The organism is Paenibacillus sp. IHBB 3054, assembly GCF_051594305.1.
Taxonomy (GTDB): Bacteria; Bacillota; Bacilli; order Paenibacillales; family Paenibacillaceae; genus Paenibacillus_AQ.
The window spans coordinates 65,836-89,748 of the sequence record NZ_JBOFBG010000010.1; the positions used below are offsets into that span (position 1 = coordinate 65,836).

The 23,913-nt window shown below is 52.5% G+C and carries 24 protein-coding genes and 1 riboswitch; of the genes, 2 read left to right on the top strand and 22 right to left on the bottom strand.

Annotation, left to right across the window (positions count from 1 at the left end):
* Positions 1 to 56: 56 nt before the first annotated feature.
* Positions 57 to 989, bottom strand: coding sequence for a YhcN/YlaJ family sporulation lipoprotein (locus tag ACQ76X_RS13730; RefSeq protein WP_438494536.1), 933 nt, complete (start codon positions 987 to 989; stop codon positions 57 to 59).
* 209 nt (positions 990 to 1,198) lie between these two features.
* Between ACQ76X_RS13730 and ACQ76X_RS13735 the strand changes: the two genes are divergently transcribed.
* Positions 1,199 to 2,269, top strand: a complete 1,071-nt coding sequence (locus tag ACQ76X_RS13735; protein ID WP_438494538.1) for a glycosyltransferase family 4 protein — start codon at positions 1,199 to 1,201, stop codon at positions 2,267 to 2,269.
* A gap of 78 nt (positions 2,270 to 2,347) precedes the next feature.
* On the opposite strand, the gene ACQ76X_RS13740 is transcribed toward ACQ76X_RS13735, so the two are convergent.
* From ACQ76X_RS13740 to ACQ76X_RS13790, 11 genes are all read right to left on the bottom strand, one after another.
* Positions 2,348 to 3,385, bottom strand: coding sequence for a glycosyltransferase family 4 protein (locus tag ACQ76X_RS13740; RefSeq protein ID WP_438494540.1), 1,038 nt, complete (start codon positions 3,383 to 3,385; stop codon positions 2,348 to 2,350).
* The gene (locus tag ACQ76X_RS13745) at positions 3,382 to 4,107 is read right to left on the bottom strand and encodes a glycosyltransferase (RefSeq protein ID WP_438494541.1); all 726 of its coding nucleotides are present in this window, start codon (positions 4,105 to 4,107) and stop codon (positions 3,382 to 3,384) included. The genes ACQ76X_RS13740 and ACQ76X_RS13745 overlap by 4 nt, the downstream gene beginning before the upstream one ends.
* Positions 4,108 to 4,134: 27 nt before the next feature.
* Positions 4,135 to 4,710 (bottom strand): class I SAM-dependent methyltransferase, encoded by a 576-nt coding sequence (locus ACQ76X_RS13750; RefSeq protein ID WP_438494542.1) that lies wholly within the window; start codon positions 4,708 to 4,710, stop codon positions 4,135 to 4,137.
* Between the two features lie 33 nt (positions 4,711 to 4,743).
* Entirely contained in the window at positions 4,744 to 5,460 is a 717-nt protein-coding gene (locus ACQ76X_RS13755) for a glycosyltransferase family 2 protein (RefSeq protein WP_438494543.1), read from the bottom strand.
* Entirely contained in the window at positions 5,460 to 6,425 is a 966-nt protein-coding gene (locus ACQ76X_RS13760) for an NAD-dependent epimerase/dehydratase family protein (protein WP_438494545.1), read from the bottom strand. Before ACQ76X_RS13760 ends, ACQ76X_RS13755 begins: the two co-directional genes overlap by 1 nt.
* Positions 6,422 to 7,261 carry a dTDP-4-dehydrorhamnose reductase family protein gene (locus ACQ76X_RS13765; RefSeq protein WP_438494547.1) on the bottom strand — a complete coding sequence of 280 codons (840 nt, stop codon included), beginning with the start codon at positions 7,259 to 7,261 and terminating at the stop codon, positions 6,422 to 6,424. The genes ACQ76X_RS13760 and ACQ76X_RS13765 overlap by 4 nt, the downstream gene beginning before the upstream one ends.
* Complete coding sequence (locus ACQ76X_RS13770; RefSeq protein ID WP_438494549.1) at positions 7,258 to 8,244, bottom strand: polysaccharide biosynthesis protein; 987 nt, start codon at positions 8,242 to 8,244, stop codon at positions 7,258 to 7,260. Before ACQ76X_RS13770 ends, ACQ76X_RS13765 begins: the two co-directional genes overlap by 4 nt.
* Complete coding sequence (gene wecB / locus ACQ76X_RS13775) at positions 8,234 to 9,328, bottom strand: non-hydrolyzing UDP-N-acetylglucosamine 2-epimerase (RefSeq protein WP_438494550.1); 1,095 nt, start codon at positions 9,326 to 9,328, stop codon at positions 8,234 to 8,236. Before wecB ends, ACQ76X_RS13770 begins: the two co-directional genes overlap by 11 nt.
* 74 nt (positions 9,329 to 9,402) lie before the next feature.
* Positions 9,403 to 10,959 carry a glycosyltransferase family 4 protein gene (locus tag ACQ76X_RS13780; protein ID WP_438494552.1) on the bottom strand — a complete coding sequence of 519 codons (1,557 nt, stop codon included), beginning with the start codon at positions 10,957 to 10,959 and terminating at the stop codon, positions 9,403 to 9,405.
* Between the two features lie 253 nt (positions 10,960 to 11,212).
* On the bottom strand, positions 11,213 to 12,346 hold the full coding sequence (locus ACQ76X_RS13785; RefSeq protein WP_438494554.1) for a CgeB family protein: 1,134 nt from the start codon (positions 12,344 to 12,346) through the stop codon (positions 11,213 to 11,215).
* Between the two features lie 31 nt (positions 12,347 to 12,377).
* A complete protein-coding gene (locus tag ACQ76X_RS13790) occupies positions 12,378 to 13,478 on the bottom strand; it encodes a CgeB family protein (protein ID WP_438494555.1) in 1,101 nt (366 codons plus the stop codon).
* A 212-nt stretch (positions 13,479 to 13,690) separates the two neighbouring features.
* Between ACQ76X_RS13790 and ACQ76X_RS13795 the strand changes: the two genes are divergently transcribed.
* Positions 13,691 to 14,455, top strand: coding sequence for an AAA family ATPase (locus tag ACQ76X_RS13795; RefSeq protein ID WP_438494557.1), 765 nt, complete (start codon positions 13,691 to 13,693; stop codon positions 14,453 to 14,455).
* Between the two features lie 171 nt (positions 14,456 to 14,626).
* Here the strand turns inward: ACQ76X_RS13795 and ACQ76X_RS13800 are convergent, their stop codons facing one another.
* From ACQ76X_RS13800 to ACQ76X_RS13845, 10 genes are all read right to left on the bottom strand, one after another.
* Positions 14,627 to 14,800, bottom strand: coding sequence for an aspartyl-phosphate phosphatase Spo0E family protein (locus tag ACQ76X_RS13800; protein ID WP_438494559.1), 174 nt, complete (start codon positions 14,798 to 14,800; stop codon positions 14,627 to 14,629).
* Positions 14,801 to 14,934: 134 nt separating this feature from the next.
* A complete protein-coding gene (wsfD, locus tag ACQ76X_RS13805; protein ID WP_438494561.1) occupies positions 14,935 to 16,368 on the bottom strand; it encodes a glycan biosynthesis hexose transferase WsfD in 1,434 nt (477 codons plus the stop codon).
* Between the two features lie 9 nt (positions 16,369 to 16,377).
* Positions 16,378 to 18,276: an LTA synthase family protein gene (locus ACQ76X_RS13810; protein ID WP_438494563.1), complete on the bottom strand. Its 1,899-nt coding sequence runs from the start codon at positions 18,274 to 18,276 to the stop codon at positions 16,378 to 16,380.
* Positions 18,277 to 18,440: 164 nt separating this feature from the next.
* Complete coding sequence (locus ACQ76X_RS13815; protein ID WP_438494565.1) at positions 18,441 to 19,619, bottom strand: hypothetical protein; 1,179 nt, start codon at positions 19,617 to 19,619, stop codon at positions 18,441 to 18,443.
* A complete protein-coding gene (locus tag ACQ76X_RS13820; RefSeq protein WP_438494567.1) occupies positions 19,619 to 20,200 on the bottom strand; it encodes an RNA polymerase sigma factor in 582 nt (193 codons plus the stop codon). The genes ACQ76X_RS13815 and ACQ76X_RS13820 overlap by 1 nt, the downstream gene beginning before the upstream one ends.
* Positions 20,201 to 20,400: 200 nt before the next feature.
* A complete protein-coding gene (locus tag ACQ76X_RS13825) occupies positions 20,401 to 21,738 on the bottom strand; it encodes a 5'-deoxyadenosine deaminase (protein WP_438494569.1) in 1,338 nt (445 codons plus the stop codon).
* A gap of 64 nt (positions 21,739 to 21,802) precedes the next feature.
* Positions 21,803 to 21,901, bottom strand: a riboswitch (purine riboswitch).
* A 169-nt stretch (positions 21,902 to 22,070) separates the two neighbouring features.
* Positions 22,071 to 22,610, bottom strand: a complete 540-nt coding sequence (locus ACQ76X_RS13830; RefSeq protein ID WP_438494571.1) for a GNAT family N-acetyltransferase — start codon at positions 22,608 to 22,610, stop codon at positions 22,071 to 22,073.
* A 207-nt stretch (positions 22,611 to 22,817) separates the two neighbouring features.
* Positions 22,818 to 23,258 (bottom strand): hypothetical protein, encoded by a 441-nt coding sequence (locus ACQ76X_RS13835; protein ID WP_438494573.1) that lies wholly within the window; start codon positions 23,256 to 23,258, stop codon positions 22,818 to 22,820.
* Positions 23,259 to 23,262: 4 nt separating this feature from the next.
* The gene (locus ACQ76X_RS13840; RefSeq protein ID WP_076110804.1) at positions 23,263 to 23,565 is read right to left on the bottom strand and encodes a hypothetical protein; all 303 of its coding nucleotides are present in this window, start codon (positions 23,563 to 23,565) and stop codon (positions 23,263 to 23,265) included.
* Entirely contained in the window at positions 23,562 to 23,906 is a 345-nt protein-coding gene (locus ACQ76X_RS13845) for a restriction endonuclease subunit S (protein WP_341096009.1), read from the bottom strand. The genes ACQ76X_RS13840 and ACQ76X_RS13845 overlap by 4 nt, the downstream gene beginning before the upstream one ends.
* Positions 23,907 to 23,913 lie beyond the last annotated feature (7 nt).

The window sequence follows — 23,913 nt, forward strand, 5'->3', positions numbered from 1 at the left end:
GCTGATGGAATAATCCCGTTATTTCTCAGGCATACTAGCTCAGACCGAGGGCAGGATTAATATCCGCTGCGTGTTGGGAAGATGCGTTCGACCATCGTCCGGAATTCATTGGCAAATCCTTTGAGCGGATGACCTGCACGTACCTCTTGGGCATAAAAGTCGGCCCGTTCCACAAAGTCCGGATTGGCCGACACATAGACGTTGTCTATGCCCGAATTATATTTCTTCACTTCGGCAGCAATCTTGTTCTTCATATCCTCGGTAACATCTTCATTGTCAGTCATTTTATTGTTGTTATTGGGAGCAACGCTGCGGATCCCGATTCCCGTCCCCATGCTATTATCGATATCGCGCTTCATCCGGGTTCCATCGACCCAATTACTGTCGGACAAGATGCCGTTATTGCCATTGCCAGGGTAAGCTTTGGGATCGGCCGTACCTACCCCTCCTACAGTACCCGTACCGGTCAGGCTCTTCGGTACACCAGCCATCGAACCTCCTGTACCGGTCATGCCCGGATTGCCCGTTACTGTTCCTCTTCCCCGATTGCCCATAATCGGTCCAGTTACCCTGCCTTCTCCAGGATTCACTGTCATTTCCGGACCGGTCAGCATGCCGGAAGTATTGTTACCGAGCCCGTCGCCATAGCTATAAGGACGTATGTTATCAGTACCTTTCGCATGCATTCCGCCATCAGCTCTGTCGAAGGCTATGGCGACAAAGGCGCTTTTTCCAGCAACCATTACATTTGCCGAGCGTACCTCCGGCATCGCTGTAATGCGGTCGGCGAGTTCCTGGCTCATCTCCATTTTGTCAAAGGCATTGCCCCGCACGGAATTGGTATTAATGCGGCCATCGTTCATCTTCCGTACACTTTTTGTCTGAACGTTATTGCCATCTGCAGAGTTATTGTCACCGCAACCTGTAATGCTGACCATGCCCAGAAGCAACGCGGCAGAGACTGACATGCTGATCTTTGATCGCAACATGAACTCATCCTCCATTTCATTAAATTATGATGTATGCAGCGTAACAATCGTTAGCATGGCCTCCACCGGTTCAAGCTATCCTGAAAGGATTTGGTACTCTCTCCCCTACACCGTCACACGCGGGGGAACATTCGCGTATCTTATAAACAGTAGGCCGTATTCACAAGCGAGCCGTGATTCTCCGCAAAGTAAAGTCAGGAGGGGTGAGCATGAAGGTTTTATTTACGTTTTATTTACCCAGCGGCGGGGTGGAGACACTGAACAAGCTAAGGTGCGAAAGCCTGCAGCGCAGCGGTATTGAATGCCATGTTTTATACCTCATGCCGGGGTCTGCAAGCCAGAATACCACAAACTTTCCCGTGTTTATCACTTCCCGGGATGAAGAGATCAAGGAATTACTCGATACTCAGCACTATGACGCCATTATTGTTACATCGGATTATTTGTTAATGGAACGTCTGCGTTGTCTAGGCTATGGAGGCATTCTGATATACGAAGCCCAAGGGCTCGGAAAACGGGCTGATGCGGAGATTTTGATTATAGAGGCCGTACCTTTTCTGAGATCCCACTGCAATGCTGTACTTATACCTCCTACCGATCATTTGCTGGAGCTGTTTATTTCTATCTGTCCCTGGCTCCACCGGTATGTAATCCCCAATATCGTGGATGTCCAGTCCTTCCGGCTGATCCCCGGGGAACCTCCCTGCGATCCGGTAATTGCCTGGGTAGGCCGGCTTGAAAACAACAAGAATTGGAGCGAATACTTGAAGATCGCCCATCAGATCCGCCTGCACAAACCCGCTCTGCATCTGTGGATGTTCCATGATCCGGAGCTTGCCTCCGAGGAGCAAAAGCAGCTGTTCCATGAGGAACTGCACGCTTTAGGACTGAATGACCGGCTGAATGTATTTACCAACATGCCCAACCATATTATGCCCGTTTATTATTCCTCCATTGCGGGTTCCGGCGGCTTTCTGCTATCCACCTCCATTACAGAAGGATTCGGGTATGCAGTTGCCGAAGCCATCTGCTGCACTTGTCCTGTACTTAGCACCGATTCGGACGGTGTCCGGTCTTTTATTGTTCATAATCACTCCGGCAAATTTTATCCGCTTGGCAATGTGGAGCAGGCTGTCAGTGAAGGCCTCGATCTGATGGATAATCCAGCACTCCGCACCCACATCCGCGAGCAGGGAAGGCTCCATATGATTTCACGCTTCGGCTCCGAGAGTTATGCCCATTCCTTTCGTGAGATGCTCAACTCCTTTTCCATCTTTTAGCGGCCGACGCCAAAAGAACCTTCAAACCACCGGAAGACCGTGGAAATGAAGGTTCTTTGTGTGTCTTGAACAAATAGCTCAACCCAGCCTCGATACGATCTCATACATCTCATTCTGAAAGATTTGCACGCTTTTCTCCCAGGTGAAACGCAGTGAGTCACTCTCTCCTCTTAGGGCTATGCGCTCGCGTTGTTCTTTGTCCCTGATTAAAGTGATAATATCGTCGGCCAGACGGTTTTCATGCCGGTAGGACATCAGACAGTTGTGGCCGTGGACACCGTATTCGAGATTCCCCCCGGAATAAACCGTAACTAATGCAGCGCCGCAGCGCATCGCTTCCAGACCCGGCAATGAACCGGTATCGTACGTGCTGGAGCTGACAAAAATGTCGCTTTCATTATAGTGGTAGCACAGCTCCGTATCGTTTGAAGGAGTGCGCACATGATAACGGTCATCGGCGAGCAGAGTCTGGAGTGCAGCAGATTCGGCATATTCTCCCGGAGGTGTTATCAGATACAATTCAACCTCCGGATGATGCGCTTTGACCAGATTGAGCTGCTGCAGCAGATAGTCCTGTTCCCGGTGGCCGGAGAATCCCCCTTCCGGCTTGCGCATAATTGCAGAGACTACCAGCTTGCCTTGCGTGTCCCGCCTGTGTGTATTATAAAAGTCAGGATTCACCCCAATCGGCACGATCCTGCCTTTAATCCCATGATTAATCCGGACAATCTCCTGCTGCCACCGGGACAGCACAAACAAATTGCGGGCAATATTATAGGAAGAGAAGGACTGATTGTTATCCGGCAGAAAAGTCGGCTCATAACATAACGCCAGGCGAATATGCAATCCCTTGCCTTGTTCACTGGCCCGCTGCGCCACAGGCACGGTAGTGTAGTAATTCGAAATAATGACATCGCTATAAGGAAAATCGTCCTCCGACAGCTGGCTGAAGCTGGAGTAGAGGACCTTGCACTTCATATCATATTCGACAATACCGTGATTGGGCATAAGAATGATCACTTCATGGCCGATGATTGCCAGACGGTTGGTAAGTTCTGCGAGCATACGCTGCGCCCCGCCCCTGGACAATGTTAGAATCGGGAATGTCAGTCTCATTTCCCTCTCTCCTTTCTCAGCAGCTGCGCGAGAGATCTATGATGCTTCGCCTGCACCATTTTAATCTCCTTGTTCTGCGCTTCACTGTGAATCACAGAGCCCATCTCCTTGTGTATACGATAATCAAGCAGCGGCTCCTCAATGTAAGACCAGCGGTAATGCGGCAATATACGCAGCCAAAGGTCATAATCCTGTGTATATAGAAAGCGTTCATTAAAAATGCCCACGGTGCGGAAGATATCCATATCGAGCAGAACAGAGCTGCCGTTAACCGGACAGCCCGTCATCATGGTCGCGATAAGCTGGCTTCTATCGGGAAAGGGGACCTTTATAACCTCGGAAACACGGTCCCCTTGTTCATTAATATAATAATAGGCGGTATGGTTAAATGAGGTTCCCGTGCTGCGCAAAGCCTCCATCTGCCGCCGGATTTTATCGGGATGAAACAGATCGTCAGCGCTTAACCAAGCAAAATAAGATCCGCTGGCCGACTTGATACCCAGGTTGAGCGCAGATGCGGTGCCACCGTTTGATTTGTGAAAGTACATAATCCTGTCTCTGTAAGGAGCCAGCTTCTCCGTGTGGAACAACGATCCGTCATCCACTACGATAATTTCGATATCCGGGTAGCTCTGGGCCAGCACGCTTTCCACCGCTAGATCTACGTAGGGGCAATTGTAGAAGGGGATTACCACCGAAACCTTGGACTTATGCTGATTCATGCGCTCACCTCCTTCCCGAAGTATTGTTTATACTGTCTTGCAGGCAAGCAAGGCATCCAGCGGCTCATGATCCTCTCCGAACGCTTCCCGGAAGGCCGGATTCTCTGCATGGTGATAGCCTTTAAGCACGGTTACCGAGTAACCCAGCCCCAGAAAATCCTCCGGTTCCCAGCCGCTCCAGTGTTTTTGATAGTACTCTCCCTGCAGGTGAAAATGATCCGTCCCTTCCTGCGGAAAAAATCCGCGCGGAGTGAACACCACCACACGATTGGTGGCGATCATCTCCGCTTTTTTGAGAAGCTCCATTCCTTCTTTCATGGAGAAATGTTCCAGCGAATCGATTAATGTCACCGCCGAGAACGTACCCGGCAGAAAGAGCTTATCAATATGGCTGGCATCGGCATGCACCGGGATAATATGCGGCGAGGTGTACTTGCGGTGCAGCAGATAAGGCCTGTGAATATCCAGGCCGACCACCAGAGCAGCTTCATAGCGTTCAAGCAAAGTACCGGTGCCGCTGCCGATATCCAGAATGCTCTCGGAGAACTTGAGGTACTCCAGCAAGACCGGCAGGAAATCTTTCACTGCAATTTCCCGGTACATAGGCTTCCCCTCCCTTTAATAAATGGCATAAGCCTAACCGCCCATAGAGGTGATCAAACCGCGGAGCAATCCATGATAACGGGCATTGGTCGCGGCGGCTTCAGCCATAATCACATCATAATGCTTAAGGGTTCCCATGCCGCTGTGGCGGCGGTACGCCGTTAAAGACTGGTTCAGCATAATCGGAGGATATCCGTTCAGAATCGCCCGGAACCACAGATCATAATCATGCGTGTAGGGCAGTGCTTCATCAAACAGACCGATAGCGCCGAACAGCTCCCGCTTGAACATTACCGTACAGCCGTTAATCGGATTCCCCTGAAGAAAGCAGCGTAAATAGTCCAGGTGATTCGAGAATACCGCCGCCGCGTTCATTTCGGTCAGTTGCGATTCTCCGTTGATAAAATTAAAGTTCGTGTAAGTGATAAGCAAACGGTTCTGTTCCATGAACAGAACCTGATTGTTGATCTTGTCACGGTAGAACATATCGTCAGAGCTAAGCCATACGACATAGTCTCCTGTAGAATGTTTGATGCCGTGGTTCAGCGCGGAAGCGGTACCCCCATTGCTTTTGCCGAGATAATGAATCTTGGGCAGATAGGGCATAATCCGGTCCATATGAGCTGTGGAACCGTCATCGACGACGATGATCTCATAAGGCTGCCAGGATTGGGACAAGGCGCTTTGCAGCGCCTGTTCAATATAAGGACAATTATAAAAAGGAATTATCACCGATACTTTTGGTTTCATTACATCCTTCCTTCCCTACTGACACGATAAAAGTCCACAATATCTGCAAGTGACTGCTCAAGCTGGATTGCCGCACTCCAGCCGAGTGCAGTTACATTGTCTTCAGATGTTTCAGGTTGCGTGACCGCACCGGGCAACACTCCGGAATCTGCTTCCGCATGAACCCCAGCTTCCGGACCCCAGTCCACTCCAACCGGTACTGCGGCATGAGCCAGCAGCTTCTCCGCGATCTCCCCCAGCGTGCGCTGCTTCCCGGAATCGATCCGGTAGACCTTTCCTGTCTCTCCCTTGCGCAGGATATAGTCATAAGCCCTTACGGCGTCGCGCACATCCAGAAAGTCCCGTAATTCAATCCGTGAAGAAAGCCTGAAAGGCGGAATCTCTTCGTCCGTACCCGAGGCGGCTTCACTCCGCACAATATGCTGAGCAAGCAGGGAGCAGAAGCCGGTGGAGGGGCCGGGGCCGATCAGGTTGCAAGGCTCCGCCAGCAGCACGGGCTGCTTGAACAGAGTTCCCCAGGCGAGCGATACCAGTTCCTCCAGTGTTTTGCTGAGGCTGTAGGGATGCGGCGGACCCACGGCGGTTCCGGGTCTGTACTTGAGCCGGGAGCCGGCCACCAGAATACGGCTGGCCGGCTGGGCACGCAGCGCCTCAAGCAGATACAGGGTTGCCATAACATTCGTTTCCATATAAAGCAGGGGATCCCGCCACGACTCCGGTACCGAATTTCTGCCTGCCAGATGCAGCACTTCGTCTGGCCGGACCTGCCCGATCATGGCATGGACCGCCTTGCGGTCGCTTAAATCGCAAACATATTGCTGAACCCCCTCCGGAAAAACAGCGGACTCCGCTGCCGGATGGCGCACTACAGCGGTCACTTCTGCTCCGCCAGCCCTGAAATAGGCAACGGCGTGCCGGCCGGTAAAACCGGCGGCTCCGGTAATCAGCAGCTTCCGCCCCTTCATGTGGACATCTCTGAGCGTTGCATCCAATCAGCCAGCTCTGCCAGCATTTCCGGATAGGAAGGCAACTGGATCTGGACATCAGCTCTTGTGTTTACCAGTGTACGGTCCTGAATATGCACATCTTCGGGAATGATCTCAACATCTTCCTTCTGAAATGCGTACTGCAGATGCCGGAGCAGTTCATATTTACTAACCGGTTGGGGATGGGCCAGATGAATCAGGCCGGATACCTCTGATTCCAGCAAGCCATCCACCGCCTTGGCCAGTTCGAGTGTCGTCACGCCATTCCACATGACCCGTTCATAGCCGGAGACCGGCCCTTTCTGAGATAGAAACCACTCCATCAGGCCGATGCCGCCGGAGCGGATTTCCGGTCCGATAATGGAGGTGCGGATCGTTAAATGGCCGGGCGCACGGATCTCTCCGAGACTCTTGGTAATCGCATATACAGAAGTGCCGTCAGGCGTATCATCCTCCGTGTAACGGCCGCGTGTTCCCTCGAACACGCAGTCGGTACTGATGTGGATCAGCCGGGCATGAACGGCATCCGCCGCGCGGCGCAGCCGGTGGGGAAGAAATCCGTTCACATGGTAGGCACCGATCCGGTCCCGCTCAGCAAATTGATTCAGTACTCCCAGCGCATTGATAATGCAGTGGGGAGAGACGATTTCGACCAGTTTCTCCACGCCGGCGATATCGTCGGCATCTACATACAGCCCGCCAAGATCACTCTTATCCCGGGTTGTATGGAAGACGTGATGTTTGCCCTGGCGGCGAAAATACGCCGCCAGCATATGACCCGCCATACCGTTTCCGCCGAGGATAAGCAGCTTCATTGGAGGAAACCTCCCCGGATCAGAATATTCTTGATCTCCTCCTGGTCCATCAGGTTGTTCTCCGAGCTAAAGCTGTTGAAGGAAACATGCGGATAGCTGCTGTAGTGGGCTTTCAGCTCCGGCATATCCAGCGTAGGGAGAATAACAAGATACTGCTCATCGTAAACGACGGTGGTCAAGCTCTCGAAGTCGCTCATCAGGATTTCATGGATTTTCTCACCGGGGCGGATACCTGTTTCAACAATGCTTACATCACGTCTTCCCGAGTCTTCGATCAGCACCTCGGCCAGATCGACAATCCGGCAGGTCGGCATCGTCATGACGAAGATTTCTCCGCCGATGCTGACCTCGGACGCTTTGAACAGCAGGGTGATGGCATCGCGCAGGGTGAAGAAGAAGCGGGTCATTTTCATATCTGTAATACGCACCTGGCCCTTATCCTTAATCTGCTTCATGAACAGATGGACTACGCTGCCGTTCGTCCCCAGCACATTGCCGCCGCGTACGGTCACAAACCGTGTGCCTGTGCCGAGCAGGTTCGCGTACACAAACAGCTTTTCGCCGATCGCTTTGGTCATGCCGTAGAAGTTGGACGGATTGGCCGCTTTATCGGTGGAGATGTAAATCGCTTTTTCTACATTATTGGCAATAGCTGCTTCAATGACGTTCTGGGTGCCGACGACATTCGTCTTGAGCGCTTCATACGGCTGATCTTCGCACACCGGAACATGCTTCAGCGCCGCAAGATGGAACACATAATCCACGCCGCGGCATGCGGCCACAAGAGCATCTTTGTCACGGATATCGCCGATGATGAAGGTGAGTCGGCTATCCTCATATTCGCGGCTCATCGACACCTGGGCTGACTCGCTGCGGGAGAAAATTACGATCTCCTTAGGATTTTGCGGCAGAAGCTGCCGGATGAGTTCATGCCCCCAGGAACCGGTTCCGCCTGTGACCATAATCCGTTTATTATTGAACATGCAGGTTCCCTCCAAGCAAAAATTTAACTACCTTTGCCGAGACATCCGGTGTCATGTAGCCTTCCGGTGCCTCCCATTCCGGACTCAGCGACGTCATCAACCGGGTACAGCGCAGAATGCTGTTCTGCTCTACTCCCGACACTACATTACTGCCGCAATCCACCGTCTCCGGACGTTCTGTCGTCCTGCGGATCGTTACGGTCGGCACTCCCATCAGGCAGCACTCCTCCTGGACGGTTCCGCTGTCGGTAATTGCACAGAGGGCATAACGCTCCAAATGGACAAAATCGAAAAATCCGAAAGGATCATGGAATTCCACAAGAGGGTTCATCTTTAGCGGGAATTGCTCCGTCAGCTTGGAGCGTGTGCGGGGATGGATACTGCAGATCAGGCGGATTCCAAAATGTTCAGCCACAAGGCACAGGCCGGACATAATTTGCAGCAGTGATTCGGGATCATCGACATTCTCGGCGCGATGGGCAGTGACTAGAAAATAATGGCCTGCCGTAAGATTTAGCCGGGCCAGAATATCGCTGGCTCTAATTTGCTCTTCATAATGTGTAATGACCTCGTGGATCGGATTGCCGGTTAATACGATACGCTGGCTGGGGAAACCTTCACTCAGCAGATGCCGTTTGCTCTGCTGCGTATATGGCATATTAATGGTCGAAACGGCATCTATGACACGGCGGTTTTTCTCCTCCGGCACTTTCAAATCGTAACAGCGGTTCCCCGCCTCCATATGCACGACCGGGATACCCATGCGCTCCGCAAGAATTGCACATAGCGCACTGTTGGTATCTCCGAGCAGCAGCACCCGGTCCGGCTGTTCTTTGTGCAGAATGCTTTCCAGGCTTCCGAACATGGCGGCAAGCTGCCCGCCAAGCCCGGCTTGCTTATCCTGCAGCACATAATCCGGTGCCCGCAGCCCCAGCTCTTCAAAGAATATTCCGCTGAGACTGGCGGTGAAGTTCTGTCCCGTATGCACCAGCACATGCCGCTCCGCATGCTCATCGAGCAGCGGAATGATGACGCTGAGGCGGATGATTTCGGGCCGTGTGCCCAAAATCGTCATGATCTTCATGGGTTCACTCCCCTACCTTGTTTGAGTATAACTTGCTGTATTTCACCCACTGCGGGGAGGTGCACCCGCAGTGTTCACGCCGCTTTGCGGCGGCTCTTCCCACGCCGGCGTGCGCGGCTGCCTGTGCGGCGGGATTTGCCGCCGCTGCCCTTCCGGCGTGCCGGCCGCGCTGTGCGCCGCTTGCGGCCCGGGCGCCCGCTCCGGCGCGCCCGGGCTTTGGCGCGGCGCAGCTTGCCGCGCCGGAGCCTCGCTCTGCGCAGCCGTGTTGCGCGGCGCGAGTGGCCCTTGCCCAGCGGCTGCTGCTCCGGCGGCGGTGGCGGTGGTTCCGCCGCCGCTACGGGTTCGCTGCTGCCCGGCGCTTCGCTTACGGGCAATTGCACAGGTACACCGCCGGAGAGCGGCTCGGCGGGCTCACTGCAGATTGGCAGCTCTACCACCGCTGCCGTGCAGTACCGGAGCTGCCAGCGCTCCGCCAGCCCCAGCAACCGTGCCCTGTAGGCCGCCGGGCCGTATACGGCATCAACGCGTTCCCGCGACTGGCTGCCGATGGCTGCCGCCAGTCCCGGCTCCGCCAGCAGCGCCTTTACCCGGTCAGCCAACGCCTCGATATCCTCCACCGGAGCGAGTTGGTTGCCGCAGCCGGCCATGTGCAGAATCTCCTGCAGCCCGCCGGAATCATAGGCGACCACCGGTTTGCCGAAGGCCATTCCCTCCAGGGCGGTCATGCCGAAACCCTCACGGATCAGGCTGGGAACAACCAGCAGATCCATTGCGCAATAGGCCGAAGGCAGACATTCTTCATATCCCGCGAACTTGAACCGGGAGGTCAGTCCCTCCAGCTTCACCTTACGCACACAACGGTCATAGTAGTTTTTGTCTCCGGGAGTACCAATGACGAGATACTTCGCCTTCGGATACTGCTCACTGACAAGGACGGCCATTTTGACGAAATGCTCCAGCCCTTTCTCTTTGTTGATGAAGGAGGAAATATATCCGATCAGCGGTTCATCCGGAGACACCTTGAGCTCACTCCGCCGTTCCCCCCGGAGCTTGCTCCAGGCTTCCATCATCAAATCTTTATCATTCCAGGACGGCGGGAGCTGAGTTACCTTGCCTTCGCGGATATCCGCCGGGAAACAGGCCGCAGCCGTATGCGAAATTGCCAGAATTTCATCGCTGTTCCTGTGGATCAGGTCTACACTGATCGGAGTGAACTCATTGTCCGTAATCGTCTCGGAAATCTTCCAGACCACTGGGATGCCAAGCGACTTCGCCGCCATTGCCGGCAAAGCATGCACACAAGTGCTGGAGATAATAAATGCCGGACGCAGACCAGCCAGCCAGTCTGTCATTTCTTGATATTCCCGGCTTTCCTGAAATTTGCGGATATCCGCTTCCAGTCCGGCATAAGGAGTGTACATTCCGTAGACGAGAGGAATCGACAGCAACTCTACATTCAGGCCGAAGCTGCGGGCCTGGCGCGTCAGCTTGCCGTCCTGGGGCGCTACGAGAATACAGTTAAAGTATGGAGACAGCTCCCGGCCGAAGAACAGCAGCAGCTTCTCCGCACCCGTAATACTGCGCGTATTGGAAACATGGGAAAAGAGGACGATTGTAGCTTTGTCGGCCATGGTGTTTCGGCGCTCCTTGGCAAGAGGCCTCGAGCGACCATTCACCTCCCTAAAAGTTTTACGAAGCATTAGCTACGGGACAGTTCTTCATGTAAAACTTGCTTCGAAAGCACTGAATCACTTGGAGAAGCGCACTTTGCAGGCAAACGCCAAGGTCAGGTTACTTCACCAGTATATTGAGGGGGCACAGATGCCGGCACGACACCTGTCCCCTGATATACGCACATTTCCTGGTATTTTGTCCCTTTATCGGTTAGCCATAGATTACGTTCAATAGCTGATTCAGGCGTTTCGTGTAGGTGTGATCCTTCAGGGTCCGTTCAAAAGCGCGCAAGGCCATTTCCCGGCGCTCTTCTTCATGGGTCAGGTAATAGTGGACTTTTTCCATCAATTCCAGCGGGCTGGAGAAGGTGTCGATTTCTTCTCCGATCTTATAGAAGGAGCCCATATCATCTCTGGCATCACTCAGCTGCAGTGTGCCGCTGGCCGCGATCTCGAAGGTGCGCGGGTTAGGCGAAGCCGCGGGAATAACCAGCGCATTGTTGTTGGCATCCTCGTCCACATGGGAACGGTGAAGGTTAATGACAATTTTGGAGCCGCTGTACGTGGTGGCTGTCTCCTGCGGCGACATCCACTTCCCGACTTCAATGCGCTCTCCATAGAGCGGAGCCTCAGGCAGACGATCCCACCAGATGCCGTTGATCACAGTGTTGTAGCTCATCAGCTCCGGCATAATATTGCGGAAGAACTCAATCCGGTTCCAGTAAGCGGAGCCGATGAAGCTGATATCCCGGCATACCGGAGAACGCCCTATCGTCGGACGATAGTGCTCCCTGTGGGCGGCAAAGGGCAGGTAATGTACTTCTGTGCAGCCGAGGCCACGGTAGATTTCCACGCAATTGCGCTCCAGGGTGAACACGTAGTCGTAATGCGTCACAATTTTCATGGTGAAATCGGTGTAATACGGATCATCGGTCAGCCAGATCGCCGTCTTGATGCCCCTGCTCCGCAGGACGGAAAGTTGCTCCAGCGGCAAATCAAGGCCGTCCAGTACCAGCATCAGATCGGGACACTGCGCCGTAGCGAGCTCAATCAGATCCTTGCGCACATCGGTAACCGTGACCTGTACGGTTAATTTCTGCAAGGCGTAAAGAACCGCATCGTCCAGCGGCGAATACGGATAGCCTTTACCTGAGGCTACGTACATGACATGAATCTTCCGTACCGGAAGCGGCTCTTCCGGACGGCCGTCCAGAATGGCGAGCCTTCCCCGTAGATAGCCCTCGTCATATCCTACCTTGAAGCCGGTCAACCGTCCGCGCAGCTTTTCTTCTTCCGCAGGCGTCCGCGGCATAGGCGGTGCGGGCATAATAAATTCAGTCTTCATGAGTATTCGCTCCTTCATCCCATTTTGGAATTCACACTTGTGCTGTAAGAACATTCAATAATTGAGGCAAACGCGCCATAAACGTATGGTTGCGCAAGGTCGTCTGCAGCCCCCGCAATGCAATCAGGCGGCGCTCCTTCTCATGAACCAAATAGTATTCGATTTTGCGCTGCAGCTCTTCAGCAGAGCCAAAGGTCTCCATGTCAAACCCCGGCCGGTAGAAGCGGTCCAGATCTTCACGGATATCGGTCAGCTGCATTGTTCCGCAAGCACTGATTTCATAGGTCCGCGGATTGATGGAACGGGACGGCAATTGAAAGGAATTCCGGTTATCCTGCCCCCCCTCCCATGGACGGTGAATGTTGATGACCAGCTTTGACCCGCTATAGTAATTCGCTGTCTCCTCAGGCGGAATAAATCCGTCCTTAATAAAAGGCGAGAGCTCTTCAAATTGGGTCAGACGCTCCCAGAACCCGCCGGCGATCAGCACCTTTTTGCCTTTAAGAAAAGGGGCCAGCCCATCAAACAGCTCCGTCCGGTTGCGGAAGGCGTTGCCGATGAACACCACATCATATTGATATTGCGGATCGGTGCGGCGCGGATAGAACATTTGCGGATTCACACAGAGCGGAAGATAATGGACAGAAGCCACCCCAAGTGAGCGGTAGAATTCCACACAGCCCAGTTCATGCGTAAATACATGATCGTAATACTGGCTGATAACAGAAGTATCTTTGGTAAAATAAGGATCATCTACAAACCAGATTGCCGTAGAAATACCCAATTTTTTGATTTCGGTAATTTGCTCCAAATGGTTCTCGGGAAACACATGCAGCCCGTTCATGACAAGTACCGCTCCCGGCATTTCGCGTGCCGCAACTTCCAGCATGGTTTCCGGAGTGCTTAAGACCAATTCACTGACCAGCTGTCCAAGCGCCTCCGTTACACCTGCGTCTATGGCTTGAAATCCCTGGGGAACGTACATTAGCTTAAGCGGGCGGCACCCCTGCCCTGCCTCCGGAGAATTCAGGCGTTTCACGGCTTCACACAAGCCAAGACGGTATCCCTCCTGATATCCGTCCCTATATTCCTGCGGACGCTCTGTTCTCTTTTTAACTTTCACGGCTTTCACCCTGCCCCGTCATATTCTCAAGACAGTATAACTATATGCGGAGTCAGCGTTCGCCTCATGGACACCTGTCTGTATTCCGGCGAAATTGGCTGATGCCCCCTGTCATCCACCCGGGTTGCCCGAACCTTTGCAGAATTTATCCACTCAGGCTACACTGAAGACAAGCCAATTGAGCGTGCAAGATATCATTCGTAAGTAGGGAGAGTGGGAGAATGAATACTATGAATAATGCCATGCTCTACGTCCGCCATGCGGAGCTGCTTCGCGATAAGGTTCCTTCCTTCCGGACTTATCCGTTTCATTTGCCGGCGGTGCGAGATCTCCATCGTCTGGAGTTTCAGAAGCAGGTTACTTTTCTGGTAGGGGAGAACGGAACGGGAAAATCAACCTTGCTGGAGGGGATTGCGGCGGCATGGGGCTTTAATCCGGAAGGCGGGACACTCAACTTCTCATTTAACACCCGGTCTTCACATTCCCATCTGTATGAATTCTTTCGTATTGCCAAAGGGGTCCGGCGTCCAAAGGACGGCTTCTTCCTGCGTGCGGAGAGTTATTACAATGTGGCGACTTATATTGACGAATTGGATGAAGACCCTAAGGCAGGCAACTTCATCAAGGATTCTTACGGGGGCAAGTCATTGCATGAGCAGTCGCATGGCGAATCCTTTTTTTCCACCTTTGTTCACCGTTTTGGCGGCCAAGGTCTCTACATTCTTGACGAGCCTGAGGCTGCCCTGTCCCCGGTGCGCCAGATGTCGCTGCTGGTGCGGATGCATGAGCTGGTGCAGCAGCATTCGCAGTTCATTATCGCCACACATTCACCTATCCTGATGTCCTACCCGGGCGCAGATATCTATCTCCTGGGGGAGGACGGCATCCGGCAGGCCGCATTGGAGGATACGGAGCATTACACTGTAACCAAAGCGTTCCTGAACGACCGCCAAGGCATGCTGCGCGAGCTGCTGAGCGACGGCTAACTGGCGTTATCTGGCTTATCGCAGTGCCAAGTTACCCCTTATTTCCCCATCTAGCCCGCATACGCTGAAATCAAGTGCCTTTACCTCTCATAATTTCCTGTACATAAAAAAAAGACACCCTAACGGCTGCCGTTAAAGTGTCTTCATCTATACATCGTTTCCTATTATACTCTAGTAGAGCTGATCGTCCTTGTCCGTGAGGCAATCGGTATACTCGTTCAGAAGAGCATCCAGCTTTACGGATTGGCGAAGCACTCTTAAATCATTCATTCCATACTCAATGGCCATTCTATTCAATTCCTGTCTTGCCTGTTCAATTCTATCCTTGTATTCATCATTTCCCATAGCGGCCCCCTTATTGGATGAGGCTGTTTCAAGCCGATTTCTTGTTATTTACTAAAGTTCCAAACACATTGTATTCCATAATCAATTAAGGGTCAATTCCTCTGCAGAATGCCAAGTTGGGTAAGTTTCAGCGCCTAACGTTTTTGGCCTGCAAAGTATTTTCCTGCGCCTACGAGCTTATGCACCACCCAGCCCAGCATGGCTACGGCCATCATATCAAAGCACACATTGAACAGGAATAAATGCTTACCGATATCCGCACGTCCGTCGCCCAGGATCGGTACCAGGAAGGAGAACAACCCGATCAGGCCCAGCAGCAGCATCAGCTCACCGGCTATCCGTCCGCGCAATTCGCGGGTACGGAAATATTCGAACAGCACTCCGCCGTAATACACCAGATAGAACAAAACGAGGAAACCGAGGGTATGCGGAATATGGTTGTTTTTAAACTGACTCCAAGCGCTGTAAGTATAGGCGAGCGCACCTGCTGGCTTATTCTCGCTCTTCTCATAGCTCCCTAGATAATAAGGGCGGATAGACATGCTGTTCTCAGCAGCGTATTTCATATTGTCTATCAAGCGGGAAGGATGTTTTAAATAGAAGAACAACACGTCCTTATGGGACATCCGGTCATAGAAATCCGGCGTCAGCGAAGGATCATCCTGCTTGATGGCTGTATCTCCCTGAAAATAATTCGTACCCGCCAGTACCTCCAGCCGCTCCGGAAGCCCCAGATCGCGCAAATCCCCCTGCACATCCGGTGACTCATTCAGAATCCCAAAAAATACCGTTTGATAGAGATTGATATGTTTCAGTTCTTTGGGTGCCCCCACATACATAATGACTGACACAAGAAATACCGCTACCGCAAACCACCGGGCCAGCTTTTTCCAGCTGCCTGATCCCTTGAGTGCGGCCATCCGCAGGAAGATCAGCGCAAATGCTATGCCCACCGGCGCGTTCTGGATTTTGGAGCAGATCAGGAACAGCACGGCAATAAAGAACACCGTCAGCCCTTTGGGGGTAAGATGTTCCTGTCCGGCAAGTCTCAGACCCAGCGCAAATGTGAGCAGCATAAATACCATCGACACGGGTTCGCCGAACAGCGAATTGAAATAAGCCAAATATCCGATGTCATAAAAAACAAACAGCATTCCCGCCCCCAGCACCAGTCCCGTAATGTAGGAACGGCCTGTGCCCAGCTTAACAATCAGCCAGGTGGCTGCCAGCAGCAGGAGGGCATAAACGGCACCCAGCAGGCGAATATCGAAATAGCTGCCGTGGAAAAGGCCGGAAATGAGCCTTGGCACCAACACCAGCAATATTTGCGACGAAGGATAAAACCCCCGGAACAGATTATCATAAGAAAATCTGGAATGGCTGAAGCTGAAAAAGCGGTCAGCATAACCTTCCACAGCCTCATAGTAATTTAAGCCGATCGTATTCATCATACGCAGAAAGTCGCCATTGTCGGCAACTCCGACGAACGGCTTCAGGAATAGCAGATAAATAATCAGCCCGCACCCGGCAAGAGCCGCCAGTACCTCTGCCTTCAATAGTCTTTTCATAGTCTCCCCCTAGCGCTGCGGAAGCAGCTTCACATATTCATCAGACAGGCCCATCAGCTTCAGGATATAGTCATAGTCTTGTTTGTATGGACTGAAATCCTTCACAGGCTCCAGCGTTTCCAGCGAAACAGCTTCACCGTCTTCGAAGCCTTTACCCGGCACGAACATAATTTCATCGTTAAAAAAGGAACCCGTGGGGAGATAGTAACGCATGCCCACAACATTGTGGTCAACATTAAGCAGATCCTGCCCGAACGCCGTATAACCTTCTTCTTTCAGCGGAATTCCCAGCAAATTGGCCAGGGTCGGAACGAAATCCATTTGGCCTCCGGTCCGGTCCACGACCTGCCCCTGCTCCATACCCGGAACATGAATAATAAGCGGGATGTTGAATCGGCTGACCCGCGAATCATATTTCGTTCCCAGCGCAGCTTCCACCTGCTCCGGCGGCACATCCTTAGGCTGCAGTCCAAAGTGATCGCCGTACAGCATCAGCACAGTGTTCTCCCACAGCCCGTTTTGCTTCAGTCCTTCAATCAGCGTCCCGATGGCATAGTCAGTGTAATTGATTGCCGTTAAATAATCACCCAGCATGGTATCCTGCAAATCCTCCGGCAGCGTTATTCTTTTGGCAGCATCAGGGATCTTGAACGGGTGGTGGCTGGAGGCGGTTACCAGCTGAGCATAAAAGGGTGTCCCTTTCTGCTGCAGCTTCGCCAGCTCATCAACCGCTGTAATATACAGCTGCTCATCGGAAGCGCCGAAAGCATTGAAATGATCATTGGTATAATAGCCCTTATCATAATAGCCGTTAAAGCCCAGCGCCGGATACAGCTGATTGCGGTTCCAGAACCCCACCTTGTTCACATGAAAGGTGTAAGCTTCGTAGCCTTTATCCCGCAAAAGACGGGGCAGACTCGGCAGCTCCCGGTCTCCGAAGCCCGTTGACATGGCCAGCGTGCCTATAGGATAGATAGAGGTATTGCTCATAAATTCAGCGTCCGAGGTATTGCCCGGACCAATCTGCTGATAGACATGCGGAAAATAAAAGCCCTCTCCGGCTAAGCGGTTCAGCACCGGCGTTAATTCCTGACCGTCCAGCGACTGATGCAGCGGAAAATTCTGAAAGGCTTCCATCTGGATGACAATTACATTTTTGCCCTTTTGCGAGCCGAACAAATCCGGCACCGTCCCCGGGGCCTTATCACTGTATGGATAAGAAGACTGAAGTTCCGTTACTTTGGTTATGGTATCCTTGATATCTCCGGTTCCAATCAGGCCATTATCCTTCTGGGCTTTGATCGCAGCCACCACTTCGTAATTCAGAAATCCGGCGCTCTCCGCCTGAACCAGCTCATTGGTAATTCCCTTTGCCGCATGTATGGAGTAGACCGACAGCGAAGCGCCGCCTATAATGGCGGCAAGAATGACGATCAGTTGGGATCTCCGCCCACGGGGAGACCGCCAGCTCCGCACCGGATAAGCTGTACCTCTCCGCCATCTGCGAATCAAGGCGTACAGAATCATGATCACAATATCGGCAAAAAACAGGTAATCAATATACTCGATTGTCGATTCCACGCTCTCTTTTACCGCAAAAACCTGATTCAGCTCATAGAAAGCCAAATAGGTCGGAACCGACCCGAAATGGTTAAAATAGACACTGGACGCAAACAGTAGCAACGACAATATTCCGTTAAAGCTCCAGTAGACCGCCGTCTTCATCCGTCCCGGTACAATCAGCGCCAGAATCCCCATAATCAGCAGAACCGGAGCAATATCCGCCGCAATCCATTCCCAGGAAATCCGGTCGAAAAACAGTATTCTCAGCAGCAGCAGCTTCAGCCAGATCAGTCCGGCCACAATAAAGAAATGGGCATGCACCAGCCCAATTTTGTTCTCGCTCATTAGTTCTCCTTATTCATCCTTAATCTCTTTTGTAAATTCCACTCTTATTTTCAGTAAAATATCAGATTTCTCTAGTATAGCAATACTTGTTATGTATATCAAAGAGGGATGCGGCCTCATGCAGGCACACATCCCTCTTCATAATATATTGAATTCCACCCATATTAAGGATTCATCTCCCGCTTCACCTTAAAGCTGTACATGACCCCTTCAAGATTATAGGAGGCCTCGATTGCCGGTGCCGTTCCCCCGCTCTCAAAGGAAACGGTTCCTGGACTCGGCTGATTCTTGACCAGTGTGTAGTCCTCCAGCCGAATGCCGAATATTCCATCTGCAACAGCTGCCGCCGCGCTCTGCAGCTTGGCATCATCCATATCCAGCAGCTTCTGGTCCTGCTCGGCACGCTGCTCCGGGCTATTCGGATTAGCCGGGGCCAGAGACGGATCGGAAATCTCCAGGACCGTATGAGTAACATAATTCATCGTTACAAACGAAGAAGAGGATACATCCGGTCCATAAAACAAAGTGATTTCCCCATCCCTTCCCTCTCCCGTGTTGCGGGCTGCTTTATTCAGCTTAACCGTGCCACTTCTTAAATTGCTCATGGCATTCACTCCGGTCTGCTTCAAGTCTTCCCCTATCTCCTCCTGACCTACATCAAAGTAAGCCCCGACATATTTCCCGTTCACATAACCAATCTGTGCCTCTCCCGAGAACAGGTTCTCGCTCACCTGTGCAGCCTGATTGGGAATACGCCCGTAATTCACAAACCGTGTCAACCCATCCGCTTTGAACTCGCCCTTATAACCCAGTTCCCGCAGTTTCTCCTTGGCTTTGCCCAGCATATCGTTATCAATTTCTTCAGCATCAAATATAGCGCTCATACTGTACATCATCACTTGCCCTGTCTCCGTGCTGACCCAGATATTGGCGTAATAGTCGCCGTCCTTAAAAATAACGCGGACCTGATCTGCTCCTACCTGCGGCTCTATGCTCTCGAAGGGCAGCTTCTTGCCGAGCTGCTCCTGCATCGTCTTCTCTGCCGTCTTGATCATCCCGGCCTCCGTGACGTCGGCGGTTTCTTCATGCTGATAGGAAGAACCGGCAGTGTTTCCTTCGCCAAAAGGTCCGGTTCCCAGGTAAAACACCCCAGCTCCCACAAGCAGCAGGACTCCGGCAGCGGCGGCTATGCCCGCACGGAATTTAAATCCTTTCCGTTCCTGTTGCGGCTCGCCTTCCTTCACGCGGCGCATAACCTTATCGGCATGCATATCCGTAAATTTCGCCTCTTCGAATGGCCCTTTTCTAGCCCGTTCATACCACTCAGGCTCCCGTTCCAGCATCACTCCAACCCCCTTATACTTTCCTGGACTTTACGCCGCGCACGGTGCAGTCTGGATTTGACGGTTCCCGGAGATAACCGGGTCAGCTCGGCAATTTCTTTTACCGACAGCTCCGCTCTTAAATCGAGCACCAGCACTTCACGGAATTTATCCGGCAGCTTCATAATAATGCTCCAAATGTCGTCGATATGGCGGTTGCCGAGATACTCCATCTCCGCCGAGCGGGTAATGCCGGTCTGTTCCAGCACTAACCCTTCATTGCCGGAGCCGGAAGGACTCAGGGTTTGAACTCCGCCCCAGAGGCCTGATCGGAAGAAACGTGATTTGCGGTAGGAAAACACCGTATTACGGGCAATCGTGAACAGCCACGCCTTCAGCGAGGAAGTTCCCCGGTAGGTCCCGATCCGGTAATAGCATTTGACGAATACCTCCTGCGCCAGATCATCCGCCTGTTCGGAATTGCCGGTGAGATAATAGATATAATGCCAAATATCCTCGCCATACAGGCTCATGATTCGCCTCAGCTGTTCTTCATCCATTGTTTCTGCAGCTTTAAGATTATCGAGTTCCAATACATTCACCTCACTACATATGACCTCACTGCCAGCTAACGGGTTCCCGTTTGGAAAAATTTTTTTATGGATGCAGCAAAAAAAAACGGAAGGCCGCAGCCTCCCGCCAAATGATAGGGTTGATCAAACATTGAAATAAGTGCCGATTCTCAAATTATTGAACATTCTTCCATAAATTATAACGTTTGCCGATTCAAACGGTCAATGCTTCAGACCAGCGGAGAGTGCGCCAGCAGTCTTTGAATAGAACGGTTGGCCTCATGCAGCACAACCTCCTTATCTACCGTCTTCAACAGACCATGATCCATCACGATTTCACCGTCGATGATTGTCGTCTCCACATCTGCCCGGGTGGCGGAATAGACAATGCGGGAAATCGGATCTACATCAAAGGAGGGGAAGGTATGAAAGTTGTAGAGGTTGAGAATCGCCAGATCGGCTTTTTTGCCTACCTCGATGCTGCCGATCTTGTCTTCCATCCCCACCGCCTTGGCCCCGCCGATGGTCGCCATCCGGAAGACACTTCTTGCATCCATCGTGGTCGGCCCATGCTGCGGTTTCTGGATGATCGCGGCGAGCCGCATCTCATTGAACATATCCAGGTTATTGTTGCAGGGCGCACCGTCCGCACCTAGACTGAGATGGATGTGGGTCTCCAGCATCCCCGGTGTATCGGCGATCCCGGAAGCCAGCTTCAGATTGGAGCCCGGACAGTGGCTGACATGCACCCCGCGGTCCCGCAAAATCATTTTCTCGTCGTCATCCAGCCACACACAATGCGCGAGAATCAAGCGATCATTCGCCAGCCCCAAATGATCAAGGTAGACGACATTGCGCATGCCGGTCATCGCCTGGACAATCTCGATCTCCCCCAAATTCTCCGAAGCATGAGTATGCACCTTAACTCCATAGCGGGCCGACAGATCCCGCACTTCCTTCAGCAGCGGCTCCGTGCAGGAGATGACAAAACGCGGCGAGAAGGCGTACTGGATCCGGCCCCCGCCATACCCATGCCATTTCTCCAGCAAATCCACGCTCTCCTGAAGAGAGGCAGCCGTCTCCTCCTGCAGGGCTGCTGGAACCTCGTCATTCTTCTGATCCATCATCACCTTGCCGGACAGGGCGCGTATGCCGCTCTTGGCTATGGCCTGGAAAGCATAGTCCGTATGGTTCACCGTTTCCATATCCACAATGGTCGTTGTGCCGCTGGAAATCAGCTCTCCTATGCCCAGCATGGCGGAATAATAGAGTGATTCCTCATCATGCGCCGCTTCCAGCGGCCAGATCCGCTTGCGCAGCCAATCCATCAGCTCCAGATCATCGGCTTTGCCGCGGAAGAGCGTCTGGCATAGATGAATATGCGTCTGTACAAAACCGGGAATGACCGTACGGTTCTTCGCGTCAATGACCCGTTCACCGTCCTGCGGCTGCAGCCCGCTGCCGATTTCCACAATCAGGCTGTCCTTAATGCGGATGTCCCCGTAAAGAATCTCCTCCTGCTTGTTCATCGTAATAATCTCCGCATGTTTGATCAGTATGTTCGCCATGGTCCGATTCCCCCTTGTCAGATAACAGTTAGCTGCTGCAGATAACACAAAAAGGCCACAAAAATATGCCGCAGCATATTTTCGTAGCCAGAAATTTACGGTTCCCGGTAGAGACCCTTAAACCAATTATTAAGGATATACGAAAGAAAAGACTATTCAATTGCTTTCTGAATAGTCCCATCATAAAGTAAGGATAAGTTTGTTGTCAACTAAAGTTACATACAAATTCGGAAATCGATAAAAAACTGATGAAAAGATCCTAAAAAGGTCAGTTCAACTATTTTAGACGTTAACTAACATTACATAAAATACGTTTTTGCAGGAAATGTTCCTTAAGCTTGTCCGTCCAGTTTCGCCGCGCCTTCCAGCACCTTCTCAAATACCGGAAAATTCGCTGTGCGGCCGGGGAACGAGACTTCACCCCTGCGCTCATAGCCAAGTCTGGGATATAAGCTAAGCGCTTTGGTATTCTTCATATATGTATCCAGCCGGATGCTGCTGTATCCGCAGTTCACAGCATGCTCCTCGGCAAAAGCGGTCAGCTTCCGCGCGATGCCCTTGCCCTGCACCTCCGGATGAACAGCCAGGCGATGCATGATTAAATGCCGTCCCTGCTCCTGCGACCAGCGAATCTCCCCGTACTGCTCCGCCTGATTCTCGTCCAATACAATAATACCCGCAATGGCTTCATTGTCGATATAGACATACAGTGTGCCGCTCTCGATATCGAGCCCGATAACTTCCCGGTTAGGGTAGCTCTCATCCCATTGGTCGCTTCCGCCGGCCTGCATAACCTGTACACATTTAGCAATCAGCTCCATAATTTCCCCGATTTCTTCTCTCAGCGCCTTCCGAATCTTATTACCGCTCATGTGTACCCTCCACTTTTCTATCGACATTTGAATCCGGCAAGGATTCTGTAGAGAAGTCTACCATAACCGGAAGCACAATCAATAGACCAGAGCTTTCCAACTGCTCCAGAGCGGGCGGATCAGAGGGAAGCGGCCTATAGAGGAGTAGCGGCGGTTTAACCTTCACCTGCCCTCTAATTGGCCCCTTACCCTTTGGCCTTGGATGTCTCAGCCCAGCTCCAGCTTATGCCCGTCCTCGAAGCCCTTGGCGAAACCGGCGTCGAACCCCACGTTGTATGCTTCGGTGTAGCCCTGCTGAAAGGCGTCTCCCGGCGGCGTTTCCGGAGGGACGCCAAGATCCGGGGGGAGCTGCACTACCTGAGGCGCCGGAGGAGCTTCAACCACTGGGACCACCTGCACGGGTACCATATGCACTGGCGGCTGCACTACCGGCTGAACTATCGGCTGCACAGACGGATGCACTACCTGGATTTTCTGCACAATCCGGCGGCGTTGTCTTCTCTTCTTGCGCACCAACAGACCTTTTTTGGCTCTGCCATAACGAACTCTGCGGCTGCGGCCTCTGCCGATCCTGGCCTTCCGGGATAGCAACAATGTTCGTCTGCGGGTTCCCCTGCCTGAACGCTTGATAGCTTTCTTCCTCTTCATTCTTCTACTCCTCCTGTACTCCATGCACTCTTGAGGTTCCTCCTGCACATGTCTTGCTCAGCCATGGCGCAGCAGGAATTCCCCGTTTGGGCTGATGCAGCGAAATGCCGGACATCATCCGGCACATGGCGCTTTGGTACTGGCTTAGGATTCTGATATTGTCGCTTAGCTTGCGGGCTGTCAGCTCCGATTGCCCCGTTATTTCGGCGATGCTCTCCAAGATCGCGGCGAGTGCGGCCTGGCTGCGGGCAATGGAGCGGATCATCTCCAGCTTGACGGCGTGTTCGGAGAGAAGCCCGCCGCTCATTTGTCGTCGTCCCCGAAATTAAAGCCTTCACCGGACATGCCGCCAAAGCCTTCGCCGCCGCCTTCTTCCTCACCGCTGCCCAGCACTGCCTTTAAATTGCTGTACAGCCCATTCTCCAATTTCGTCAGCCCTTCCACCATTTCCACGATCACTTCATGAATGGAGAGGGATTGCTTCAACTGCTCTTCATGGGTATCGAACGCTCTAGCGTGGATATGATGCTGCGTCCACTGCTTCACCTTTTCCGCTTCCACCGCTTTGGCTTCAAGAATCATCGCGATGTTCCACTGGATAGTAGCGGTCGACTCCAGCATTTGCAGATAAGCCTTTTCTCTGCTCATCTTCCGC

What these genes read in the sequence shown, in the direction of transcription:
- ACQ76X_RS13830 (WP_438494571.1), bottom strand. Translation starts at nt 22,610, where the DNA reads ATGAGCGGTAATAAGATTCGGAAGGCGCTGAGAGAAGAAATCGGGGAA.
- ACQ76X_RS13740 (WP_438494540.1), bottom strand. Translation starts at nt 3,385, where the DNA reads ATGAGACTGACATTCCCGATTCTAACATTGTCCAGGGGCGGGGCGCAG.
- ACQ76X_RS13795 (WP_438494557.1), top strand. Translation starts at nt 13,691, where the DNA reads ATGAATACTATGAATAATGCCATGCTCTACGTCCGCCATGCGGAGCTG.
- ACQ76X_RS13815 (WP_438494565.1), bottom strand. Translation starts at nt 19,619, where the DNA reads ATGCTGGAACGGGAGCCTGAGTGGTATGAACGGGCTAGAAAAGGGCCA.
- ACQ76X_RS13780 (WP_438494552.1), bottom strand. Translation starts at nt 10,959, where the DNA reads ATGGCCGACAAAGCTACAATCGTCCTCTTTTCCCATGTTTCCAATACG.
- wsfD (WP_438494561.1), bottom strand. Translation starts at nt 16,368, where the DNA reads ATGAAAAGACTATTGAAGGCAGAGGTACTGGCGGCTCTTGCCGGGTGC.
- ACQ76X_RS13840 (WP_076110804.1), bottom strand. Translation starts at nt 23,565, where the DNA reads ATGAGCGGCGGGCTTCTCTCCGAACACGCCGTCAAGCTGGAGATGATC.
- ACQ76X_RS13765 (WP_438494547.1), bottom strand. Translation starts at nt 7,261, where the DNA reads ATGAAGCTGCTTATCCTCGGCGGAAACGGTATGGCGGGTCATATGCTG.
- ACQ76X_RS13770 (WP_438494549.1), bottom strand. Translation starts at nt 8,244, where the DNA reads ATGTTCAATAATAAACGGATTATGGTCACAGGCGGAACCGGTTCCTGG.
- wecB (WP_438494550.1), bottom strand. Translation starts at nt 9,328, where the DNA reads ATGAAGATCATGACGATTTTGGGCACACGGCCCGAAATCATCCGCCTC.
- ACQ76X_RS13750 (WP_438494542.1), bottom strand. Translation starts at nt 4,710, where the DNA reads ATGTACCGGGAAATTGCAGTGAAAGATTTCCTGCCGGTCTTGCTGGAG.
- ACQ76X_RS13845 (WP_341096009.1), bottom strand. Translation starts at nt 23,906, where the DNA reads ATGAGCAGAGAAAAGGCTTATCTGCAAATGCTGGAGTCGACCGCTACT.
- ACQ76X_RS13735 (WP_438494538.1), top strand. Translation starts at nt 1,199, where the DNA reads ATGAAGGTTTTATTTACGTTTTATTTACCCAGCGGCGGGGTGGAGACA.
- ACQ76X_RS13785 (WP_438494554.1), bottom strand. Translation starts at nt 12,346, where the DNA reads ATGAAGACTGAATTTATTATGCCCGCACCGCCTATGCCGCGGACGCCT.
- ACQ76X_RS13755 (WP_438494543.1), bottom strand. Translation starts at nt 5,460, where the DNA reads ATGAAACCAAAAGTATCGGTGATAATTCCTTTTTATAATTGTCCTTAT.
- ACQ76X_RS13745 (WP_438494541.1), bottom strand. Translation starts at nt 4,107, where the DNA reads ATGAATCAGCATAAGTCCAAGGTTTCGGTGGTAATCCCCTTCTACAAT.
- ACQ76X_RS13760 (WP_438494545.1), bottom strand. Translation starts at nt 6,425, where the DNA reads ATGAAGGGGCGGAAGCTGCTGATTACCGGAGCCGCCGGTTTTACCGGC.
- ACQ76X_RS13800 (WP_438494559.1), bottom strand. Translation starts at nt 14,800, where the DNA reads ATGGGAAATGATGAATACAAGGATAGAATTGAACAGGCAAGACAGGAA.
- ACQ76X_RS13810 (WP_438494563.1), bottom strand. Translation starts at nt 18,276, where the DNA reads ATGAGCGAGAACAAAATTGGGCTGGTGCATGCCCATTTCTTTATTGTG.
- ACQ76X_RS13835 (WP_438494573.1), bottom strand. Translation starts at nt 23,258, where the DNA reads ATGAAGAGGAAGAAAGCTATCAAGCGTTCAGGCAGGGGAACCCGCAGA.
- ACQ76X_RS13825 (WP_438494569.1), bottom strand. Translation starts at nt 21,738, where the DNA reads ATGGCGAACATACTGATCAAACATGCGGAGATTATTACGATGAACAAG.
- ACQ76X_RS13730 (WP_438494536.1), bottom strand. Translation starts at nt 989, where the DNA reads ATGTTGCGATCAAAGATCAGCATGTCAGTCTCTGCCGCGTTGCTTCTG.